Below are 8,839 nucleotides of genomic sequence, written 5' to 3'. Positions count from 1 at the left end.
ATCATGTTCGGCAGGCTCAAGGATTGGAGGCGCGTGGCAACGCGATATGACAGATGTCCGAAGATCTTCCTCTCGGCCATCGCCCTCGCAGCAACCGTCATCTATTGGTTATGAATCCTGACCCTAAGCTCAATTGTGCTTCGCATTATCGAAGCGAAATGATTATCGGGACCGCGCGATATTCAGGGAACTGCGCGAAAACCAGGCCCGCGCGGGCGATCTCCTATTTGACCGACGCCTCCATCGCCAAGACGATCAGTGGCCTCAAGTGCCGGATCATGCGTGATCCGGCCCCAGAAACGCTGCTTGGCCATGCCGATACCGTCGAGGCCTTTCTGTCATCGCTCCCGTTCAGGCACCGGTATCTATCGCTGACCGCAAGCTTTGCCAAACATGAGGTCGATGTCGCCGCATTCAACACGGGCGCGTGGCGGACCGAAGCAGGATGCATCATCGCGACAATTCTGGACGCTTGCTATGCCGGCATTCCGGCACCATGTCGACCGCCAGTCTTTGGCAACACGCATTCGCACACGGGACGGCTGGAGATCAACCTGCTCCTGCCGCGCGCCGTCATTGACCGGCAGCACGGCCTCAGAAGCTTCACCCCGTTCCCGCCGCAGAAAAAGTATCGTTACTTCGGCCACGTCATCCAAGAGGCGCTGGTCCGCCGCTTCGCCCTCTTTGATCCACATGATCCGCTTCGCACGCGGCTGTTCCGGCTTCCTGCCTGGCTCCATAAGGAACACGCGGAGGCCTTGCGTGAAGGCCTGGACGGGCACGGCCTCTTCCGGCTGATCGAACCCACGATTTCAGCGACGGAGTCTGGCCTGGTGCAGAACCGGAGCGAGTTGGTCGACTGGCTGACTCCGGATCTCGAAAAGGCCGGCTTTGCAGTCAGCGAGCTCAATTCGACCTCCGTATCGATCAAACATGGCGGCGACGGTAAGACGATACGGCTCACGGGCTTTTGCTTTACCGAGGCGTTCCGCTCCGAGCACGACATCAAGAATCTTCGCGACCGGCAGGGGCCGCTGAAACTCGAGCGCAATGCGCGTCTTGAGGCGGCCGGAGCGGAGTTCGTCCGGCTTCGTAACGCCTACGCGGCCGCGCGGGCGCCGAAAGAGAAGCATCCCACCCCAAACCTCATCTCGGACCTTGCCGACATCCCACGGGTGATCTTGCCCGCATGCCATCCCGACAGCGGAGATCTCCATGACGAAAGAACAGCCGTTCACGACCGCACTTCTCGCGCCGTTCCGGCACCGCGTGCGCCGGTTGGGCCGCGCGCTAACCCTGCATCGGCTGAGCATCCACAGGTTGGAAGACAGGCAAATGCTTCTGGAGGAGAGGATTGCCGCCGAGCAGACGGTGAACCGGGATCTTCGGGGCCGCCTCACGACGGCGGAACGAGAGATCCGGGAGCTGCGCATCGCTCTGGGGATTCTCGACTCGTTCAGCTCATCGGACAGCTGAGGCCTATCCTAGAGAGGACCATGATGCGGATCAGAAGGCACCGCTTGGTCACGGCGATCTCCCCAGGCCTCGAGATCCACGCCGCTGAGGCCCTGCCACGTCTCTCAACTCTGATCACAACCTTGGAGGAAACCAATGACCGATACGATCCCGACCATCCCGGACGCCCCCGCCACCCATTGGCAGCTCACCGAGCTAATCGCGCAGCTGAAAACGTTCAACAATCTTCTACACGAGCTGCTTCAGGACCGGGATCAGCCGGCAATCTCGGACGTGATCCGGGATTACCTGATCGCGATTCAGAAGATCGACGAGAGCTTCGCGGCAGTGACCCAGCGTCTGATCGCCGCCCTGGGGCGTCAGGACACAGTCGACCGATCAGCTCAGGACCAGAACCTCGCGGAGCGTCTCGACCGCCTCGAGGCAAAGATCGGCTTGATCCTTGGCCTTCTCGGGCACCCGATGCGCGGGCCGTCCGAAGCCTGAGCCGTGCCGAAATGATCCAGGCAGCGCATCACCAGGCGGACGCCTATGGAGAGCCGCTCACGGCGCTCCGCTTCGTGACCGATGCGTATGGCCCGCTGATGACCGTCCGGATCGGCGACGAGGTCTGGCACCACGATGGGACGCGCTTCGACTTGGTCAAGCCTGATCAGCAGGCGGATGACGATTACTCACCACGACCATAGGGGCGGGTAACCGAAGAAAAATTCACTTTGAAAGGAAAATCCGATGAACTGCTGCACTGACGTCTTGCCAAGCTGGCTTTCTCGCAAACATTTCTGCACCAACAAGGACCTTCAGCGGTTTTTCGATGTTAGCCGCGCGACTATCGACAGATGGTCGCGTGAGCGGCCGAACTTTCCGAAAAAATTCAAGCTGTCTGACTCACACGGGTCAATCACACGATTCTTGACTTCCGATGTCCGCAATTACATTGAAGCCATCACATAATTGCGATCAGCGTCACTCAACTCGCTAGATCTACGCTCACATCGATTGTGCCACGAGTGTGCCACCGCGCCGAGGCCAAAAGAGCTCACGTCGGCTGAGAGTCGAGTTAAAACGCGCTTATCATACTGATAATATTCGAATATTTTTGTGGTGCCCGGAGACGGATTTGAACCGCCGACACGCGGATTTTCAATCCGCTGCTCTACCAACTGAGCTATCCGGGCCCCTTGTGCGCCATCTCTGGCGGCGGGTCAGCGGTATTTACGAAGAGGCACGGCGACTGTCCAGACCGAATCCTTGGTTTTTTCCAGTTGCGCGGCTTTTCTTCATTGCGGGTCAGTCACGGTCGGGATCGTCCGAGGGAACCTCCTCCAGCGGGGGGCCGGGGATCACATAGGCGCCGCGCAGCCATTTGGCCAGATCGACATCGGCGCAGCGCTTGGAGCAGAACGCGCGATAGCGCTCGGTGCTGTCCTTGTTGCAGATCGGGCAGGCCATCAGGCGGCTCCGCTGGCAGCCGCCAGCCGGGCCAGGGGCACGCGGTCGCGCTTGCGGGTCAGCTCGTAAAGGCCCATCGCGGTCCAGCCAGCCAGTGTCGCCTCGGACCCGGCCTGACGGAAGGCGGCCTGCAGAACCTGATCCAGCGTCGCGCGGTCGCGTTTGGGCATCGGGGCGAAATCGATGACGATCTGCCCGCCCAGACCCCGCAGCGTCAGCTGACGCGGCAATTCGCGGGCCAGCGCGATATTCGCCTTGAGCCCCGCCGCGGCCGAAGTGTCATTGCCGGTGTTCACATCCACGGCGATCAGCGCGCGGGTGGACTCGATCTGTGCATCGCCGCCGCCGGGCAGGACCACGCGCGGCGCCAGCAGTGCATCGACCGCCTCAAGCACGCCGCAGCGCTCAAAGCTGTCGGCGCCTTCCTCGACGGCGTCGGGGGCCGGATCGGCCCAGTCCATCCAGGCCTGCTCCCACGGGGTGGGGGCGTCCAGCAGCAGCTCGGGGGCGCCCGGACCCTCGTTGCAGATGCGGTCGGTCAGATCGATCAGCTCGGCCAGTTCGGCCAGAACATCGTCATCGTCGGCATCCTCGGCGGCGCTGCGCAGGATCAGGCCGTGATCGCGATCGGCCAGCGCGCTGCGGCCCAAAGCCTCCAGCGCCTCGCGGCGATCCTCGATCCGGATGCGGCGCGAGACGTTCACGCCGGGCGCGCCGGGCGTCACCAGCGCATGGCGGCCACGAAAGATCAGCCGGGTGGACAGCGGCACGGCCTTGCCATCCTCGGCCACACCCGCGACCTGCACCAGCAGGGGCTTGCCCTCGGACACGCCCTTGCGGTCGCGCAGATAGCCGGTCTGGCCCCCGGGCAGGCGCAGAAAGACGCCGCCCTGCCCTTTCATGAACCGGTCGGTCTGCGCACGGCAGATTGCGCCGGGCGGCAGGGCGGTCAGCGGATCAGAGGCGACCATCAGGTCGATCAGCTGGCCATCTTCCATCAAGGCGGCGGATTCAAGGCCGAACAGATGGCCCAGGACGACTTGGCGACCCTTCATCGGGGATCTCCTTTCAGCACGGGATGGATGCCGATCGCGGCCAGCATCGCGGCGGTTTCGGACAGAGGCAGGCCGACCACGGCCGAGAACGACCCCTGCAGCCAGGGAATGAACGCGGCGGCAGCACCCTGAATGGCATAGCCGCCCGCCTTGCCCTGCCAGTCGCCGATGTCCAGATAGCGTTGCAGCGCGGCATCGTCGATCGAGCGCATGCGCACCTTGGTTTCAACCAGCCGCTGCGACAGGCGATCGCCATGGCGCAGGGCCATGGCGGTCAGCACGACATGGCGACGACCGGACATCAGCCGCATGAAGGCTGCGGCCTCGTCCCGGTCGGTGGGCTTGCCCAGAATGCGTCGGCCGACCGCGACGGTGGTGTCGGCGGTCAGGGCGGCCTCGTCCGGGGCCAGATCCAGCGCTGCGGCTTTTTCAGCGGCCATGCGGCGGACGTAATCGCGGGGCGTCTCGCCCTTGCGGGGCGTTTCGTCGATATCGGCGGGGCGCAGCGCGTCGGGGATGATGCCGATCTGCGCCAGCAATTCCAGACGGCGCGGGCTGGCCGATCCCAGGATCAGGCGAGGCCGTCCAGAGGTCGGACCGGCGGGCATGCCACCGGACGCCTTACTTGAAGCGGTAATTGATCCGCCCCTTGGTCAGGTCATAGGTGTTCATTTCCACCTGCACCTTGTCGCCAGCCAGAACGCGGATGCGGTTCTTGCGCATCTTTCCTGCCATATGTGCGATAATCTCATGGCCGTTTTCAAGCTCGACCCGGAATGTCGCATTGGGCAGGAGTTCCTTCACGACGCCGGGGAATTCGAGCATTTCTTCCTTGGCCATGGTCACTCCATCATAATCATCCCGCAGGATTCGGGACCGCCGTTACATGCGACCAGATGATGGGGAATTCAAGGAGAAAGCACCCGATCACCCCTGCAAGGCGGACAGATCCATCCCGAACGGTGCCGGCAGACCCGCCATTCCGGCCTCCTGATCGCGAAACGGATCGGGTTCGGCCAGATCGACCGGCAGGTCCATGCCCGCCATGCCCAACGGATCGTCCCCCATCTGGGGGGGCATCCGGGGCGCCATCTGGCCCGCACCGGGCGCATCGCGGTCTTCCGTTGCGGTCGCGCCCGGATCGCGCAGGCGCAGCGCGTGACAGCCCTCGGCCTCGCCGAATTTGCCGGTGGCCAGAACCTGCCCGTCCGCCGTTTCAAGCGTGGCCTGCGCCAGGCTGGTGCGCGGCAGGGTCAGCAGCCGCCCCTCGGTCAGGCCGCGCAGTTCGGCCAGCGAGATGCGCCGCCGACACAGGATCGCGGACAGTTGGACCGGCGCGTCCTGCATGACCCCGGCCAGCGTCGGCCGCAGCGCGATGGGGACAGGCGGGGCGGACATGACCGGCGCCGGGGGCGCCGCCGCCATTGCCGTCCCCTGCCCGCGCGGGCGCAGGCTGGCAGGGGCCTGCGGCAGGGCCAGCAGGATCCGCCCTTCGCGCATGTCGGGGGCGCCGATGCCCAGGTGAAAGGACAGGCTGCGAAAGGGGCTGTCATCCAGCATCAGCGACAGCGGGCGCGGATCGTCCAGATGGGTCAGAAAGCGAAAACCCGCCACGGCCTCGAACCCCTCGACCCCGGCCATCTCGATCGGCAGTTCGGCCAGAAAGGCGTCGATGAACTCGGCACAAAGCAAGCCGTCGCTGCGCGAGGGGCGGCGGCGTTCCAGCCCGCGCGCGGTGACCCGCCCAAGCGCCTGCCATTCGATCAGCCCGGCCACCGCCTGCGGACACAGCGCGATGGCCCCCAGATTGTCGCCCGGCCCCTGCAGGACCGCGACCAGCGGCAGTTCGGGCAGCAGTTCGGGCAGTTCCGCCAGCGTCAGCGCACCGGGCTGGACCGACAGGGCGCGCATGGGCAGGTTGTACAGCCGGTCCGCCGCGCGCCCGATGGCGGTGGCTGCGGCCCGTGCGGGTGTCGGCGGCACGGGTTCGGGCAATTGCGGGGCACCGCCCTGCCCCAACCGGGCCTGACTGCGCGTCCGCAACATGCGCCGCAGCACGCCCGTCTCGGGGGGCAAAGGGTTTGGATGAATCATGTCACGCCCGAATCAACTGTCGCCAGCGTCCAATCTGACCGCTCGGCGTTGAAAAAGCGTTAACCGGCCTCGTCCGGGCGGCCCTGTGCGGGCGGTCGGGGCGGCAGGGTGATGCGGAACGCAGCCCCGCCCTGACCCGGCAGATAGCTGATATCGCCGCCAAGATTCAGCATGATCTCGCGGCAGATGGCCAGACCCAGCCCGGCCCCTCCGGCGCGGGCGGGATCGTTCAGGCGGGCGAATTTCTCGAAGATCAGCGACTGGCGACCGCTGTCGATCCCGCTGCCATTGTCGACGATGTCGATCACCGCCCCGCCCTGCGAGGGGCGGCGCATGCGCAGGATCAGCACCGGATGGGCCGCGTCGCAATATTTCCGCGCATTCGTGATCACATTGATCAGCACCTGCAGCAGCCGGTCGGCATCCGTGATCACCGCCAGATGTTCGGCAGGCAGATCGCGGTCGATCAGGAACCCGCGTTCGGGCCGGGTGGCCGAGGCAGCGGACAGCGCCCGGGTCAACACGTCATGCAGGTTCACGACCGACACGGTCAGCTGCGCCCGGCCGCTTTCCAGCACCGACAGATCCAGCAGATCGTCCAGCAGCCGCGTCAACCGCCCGGCCTCGTCATGGATGATCCCGGCAAAACGGCCGCGTTCCTCGACCGTCAGGTCCGGATCCTTGAGGATCTCGGAAAACGCCCGGACCGAGGTCATGGGCGTGCGCAGTTCGTGGCTGATCTGGCCCAGAAAGGCGTCCTTCTGCACCGACAGATCGGTCAGCTTGTCATTCGCCTCGCGCAGTTGCCGGGCGGTTCGGGTCAGCTGGGCCTGCGCGGCCTCCAGCCGCTGCGTCTCCTCCTTGGCGCGCTGCGCCTCGTCGGCGACCTGCAGCAGGTCCGACACGGTCAGCGCCACGCCCCCCGCCACGCGGTCGATCATCGCATGCGCGGTGGCCGAGCCGATGGACCCGGCCAGCCGCCGTTCCAGCCCGGTCAGAAAGCGCGGCGTCAGATCGGGCAGATAGCCAGAACGTCCCTGCGCCCGCGCCTCGTCCTGAAAATAGCGCAAGGCGGCCTCGGCCCCCCAGACCTTGCGCGCCATGGCCAGCAAAGGCTCGGCCCGGTCATCGGCGCGGGTCATGCGGCTGTGCCGGATCGGTTCGACAGCCGAGACGAAGGACAGGCCCTGCAGACGTTCCACCGGGTCGGGAAAGCCAAAGATCGACACGGCCATGAAGGCCAGCGTGTTGATCACCAGCGATCCCATCACCGCCGCCGTCCAGGGATCGACCCCCGGCGGCACCGGCAGATCGCCCCCGATCCCGACCGAGGGCAAAAAGATCAGCCCCATCCACAGGACCAGCCCCGACCCGATCCCGGCATAGGCGCCCTTGCGGTTGGCGCCGCGCCACAGCAGCCCCCCCAGCATCGCGGGCAGCACCTGCGCCATGCCGGTAAAGGCCACCAGCCCCATCGCCGCCAGCGCCGCCGTCCCGCCCGAGGCCTGATGATAGACCCAGCCCGCCGCCATCACCGCCAGAATCGCCACCCGTCGGGCATTCAGCACAAAGCCGCGCAGATCGTCGGTCTCGTCCGGCGAGGGTATGCGCCGCAGCGCCAGCCATGCCGGCACCAGCCAATGGTTCGACACCATCGTCGCCACCGCGATCGCGCAGACCACCACCATGGATGTCGCCGCCGAGAACCCGCCCAGAAACACCAGCAGCGCCAGCATGTCCTGCCCCGCAGCCGCAGGCAGGGTCAGCACATACAGATCCGGGTTCGATCCGGCGGGCAGCAATTCGCGCCCCATCACCGCGATGGGCAGCACGAACAGCGACATGGCGAAAAGATAGGCGGGAAAGGCCCAGCCCGCGACATGCAGGCGTTCCTCGTCCGCGGCTTCGACCACCATCACCTGAAACATGCGCGGCAGGGTCAGGATCGCCGCCGCCGAGACCAGGATCAGCGCGGTCCAGCGGTCTGGCTTTAGCAACCAGCCCTCGGCCACCTCAGGGTCGGCGGCGGTCCGTGCGATGCGGTCCAGCATGTCGCCGGGGCCGTCGGCCAGCCCCCAGACCACGAAGATGCCAAGCGCGACAAAGGCCAGCAGCTTGACCACCGCCTCCAGCGCGATGGCGGTGACGACGCCGTGATGGCGTTCATCGGCGGCCAGATTGCGGGTGCCGAACAGGATGGTGAACAGCGCCAGCCCCGCCGCCACCCACAGCGCGGTGCCGCCAAGGGCGCCGTTGATCTCGGGGCCGTTGGGGGCGTTGGTGGCAAACACCTCGAAGGACAGGCGCACCGATTGCAGTTGCAGCGCGATATAAGGGGTCGAGGCGATGACCGCGATCAGCGTCACGATCGCCGCCAGCCGGTTCGATTTGCCGAACCGGGCCGAGATCAGGTCCGCGACCGAGGTGACATGATGCATCCGCGCCACCCGCACCAGCCGCCGCAGCCCCCACCAGGCGGCGGTAAAGACCAGCGTCGGCCCCAGATAGATCGTCGCGAATTCCAGCCCCGAGCGAGAGGCATAGCCGACCGCCCCGTAAAACGTCCAGGCCGAGCAATAGACCGACAGCGACAGCGTATAGACCAGCGGATGATCCAGCCAGCGCACATGGCCCCGCGCCGCCGCCCGGTCGGCGGCATAGGCCACGCCGAACATCAGCACGACATAGGCCAGACAGGTCGCGACCAGCGCCTCAAAGGGCATCATCGTCCCCCTTGCGGTCAGGGGCGGGGTCGGGTTGGT

General features: G+C 65.7%; 10 protein-coding genes, 1 tRNA gene and 1 pseudogene. 4 read left to right on the top strand and 8 right to left on the bottom strand.

What is annotated here, in order from left to right; translation table 11 throughout:
- Positions 1 to 114: pseudogene (locus EG885_RS20705) on the top strand (IS5/IS1182 family transposase); the annotation flags it as partial.
- A 251-nt stretch (positions 115 to 365) separates the two neighbouring features.
- Here EG885_RS20705 and EG885_RS20700 read toward each other — a convergent pair.
- Entirely contained in the window at positions 366 to 749 is a 384-nt protein-coding gene (locus EG885_RS20700; RefSeq protein ID WP_131578448.1) for a hypothetical protein, read from the bottom strand.
- A gap of 466 nt (positions 750 to 1,215) precedes the next feature.
- Between EG885_RS20700 and EG885_RS20695 the strand changes: the two genes are divergently transcribed.
- The 3 genes from EG885_RS20695 (at position 1,216) to EG885_RS20685 (ending at position 2,165) form a co-directional block, all read left to right on the top strand.
- Entirely contained in the window at positions 1,216 to 1,476 is a 261-nt protein-coding gene (locus EG885_RS20695; protein WP_131578446.1) for a hypothetical protein, read from the top strand.
- A 135-nt stretch (positions 1,477 to 1,611) separates the two neighbouring features.
- Entirely contained in the window at positions 1,612 to 1,962 is a 351-nt protein-coding gene (locus EG885_RS20690; RefSeq protein WP_131578444.1) for a hypothetical protein, read from the top strand.
- Between the two features lie 11 nt (positions 1,963 to 1,973).
- Positions 1,974 to 2,165: a hypothetical protein gene (locus EG885_RS20685; RefSeq protein ID WP_131578442.1), complete on the top strand. Its 192-nt coding sequence runs from the start codon at positions 1,974 to 1,976 to the stop codon at positions 2,163 to 2,165.
- Positions 2,166 to 2,578: 413 nt separating this feature from the next.
- On the opposite strand, the gene EG885_RS20675 is transcribed toward EG885_RS20685, so the two are convergent.
- The 7 genes from EG885_RS20675 to EG885_RS20645 all read right to left on the bottom strand — a co-directional run bounded on the left by EG885_RS20675 (position 2,579) and on the right by EG885_RS20645 (position 8,800).
- Positions 2,579 to 2,654 (bottom strand) — tRNA-Phe (locus EG885_RS20675).
- A gap of 112 nt (positions 2,655 to 2,766) precedes the next feature.
- Complete coding sequence (locus EG885_RS20670) at positions 2,767 to 2,928, bottom strand: DNA gyrase inhibitor YacG (RefSeq protein WP_131578438.1); 162 nt, start codon at positions 2,926 to 2,928, stop codon at positions 2,767 to 2,769.
- Positions 2,928 to 3,983: a ribonuclease E/G gene (locus tag EG885_RS20665; protein ID WP_131578436.1), complete on the bottom strand. Its 1,056-nt coding sequence runs from the start codon at positions 3,981 to 3,983 to the stop codon at positions 2,928 to 2,930. Before EG885_RS20665 ends, EG885_RS20670 begins: the two co-directional genes overlap by 1 nt.
- Entirely contained in the window at positions 3,980 to 4,591 is a 612-nt protein-coding gene (locus tag EG885_RS20660; protein ID WP_131578434.1) for a Maf family protein, read from the bottom strand. Before EG885_RS20660 ends, EG885_RS20665 begins: the two co-directional genes overlap by 4 nt.
- Positions 4,592 to 4,604: 13 nt before the next feature.
- Positions 4,605 to 4,823: a translation initiation factor IF-1 gene (infA, locus tag EG885_RS20655; protein WP_010397442.1), complete on the bottom strand. Its 219-nt coding sequence runs from the start codon at positions 4,821 to 4,823 to the stop codon at positions 4,605 to 4,607.
- Positions 4,824 to 4,910: 87 nt separating this feature from the next.
- Positions 4,911 to 6,077 (bottom strand): FliM/FliN family flagellar motor switch protein, encoded by a 1,167-nt coding sequence (locus EG885_RS20650; RefSeq protein ID WP_131578432.1) that lies wholly within the window; start codon positions 6,075 to 6,077, stop codon positions 4,911 to 4,913.
- Between the two features lie 59 nt (positions 6,078 to 6,136).
- Positions 6,137 to 8,800 (bottom strand): sensor histidine kinase, encoded by a 2,664-nt coding sequence (locus tag EG885_RS20645; protein ID WP_131578450.1) that lies wholly within the window; start codon positions 8,798 to 8,800, stop codon positions 6,137 to 6,139.
- Positions 8,801 to 8,839 lie beyond the last annotated feature (39 nt).

The organism is Paracoccus nototheniae, from assembly GCF_004335005.1.
Taxonomy (GTDB): domain Bacteria; phylum Pseudomonadota; class Alphaproteobacteria; order Rhodobacterales; family Rhodobacteraceae; genus Paracoccus; species Paracoccus nototheniae.
Note: the sequence above shows the minus strand (reverse complement) of the source record. Positions and strands in the feature narration are given on the sequence as shown.

Coding starts and splice junctions, on each gene's coding strand:
- EG885_RS20695 (WP_131578446.1), top strand. CDS start 1,216: ATGACGAAAGAACAGCCGTTCACGACCGCACTTCTCGCGCCGTTCCGG.
- EG885_RS20690 (WP_131578444.1), top strand. CDS start 1,612: ATGACCGATACGATCCCGACCATCCCGGACGCCCCCGCCACCCATTGG.
- EG885_RS20685 (WP_131578442.1), top strand. CDS start 1,974: ATGATCCAGGCAGCGCATCACCAGGCGGACGCCTATGGAGAGCCGCTC.
- EG885_RS20670 (WP_131578438.1), bottom strand. CDS start 2,928: ATGGCCTGCCCGATCTGCAACAAGGACAGCACCGAGCGCTATCGCGCG.
- EG885_RS20665 (WP_131578436.1), bottom strand. CDS start 3,983: ATGAAGGGTCGCCAAGTCGTCCTGGGCCATCTGTTCGGCCTTGAATCC.
- EG885_RS20660 (WP_131578434.1), bottom strand. CDS start 4,591: ATGCCCGCCGGTCCGACCTCTGGACGGCCTCGCCTGATCCTGGGATCG.
- infA (WP_010397442.1), bottom strand. CDS start 4,823: ATGGCCAAGGAAGAAATGCTCGAATTCCCCGGCGTCGTGAAGGAACTC.
- EG885_RS20650 (WP_131578432.1), bottom strand. CDS start 6,077: ATGATTCATCCAAACCCTTTGCCCCCCGAGACGGGCGTGCTGCGGCGC.
- EG885_RS20645 (WP_131578450.1), bottom strand. CDS start 8,800: ATGCCCTTTGAGGCGCTGGTCGCGACCTGTCTGGCCTATGTCGTGCTG.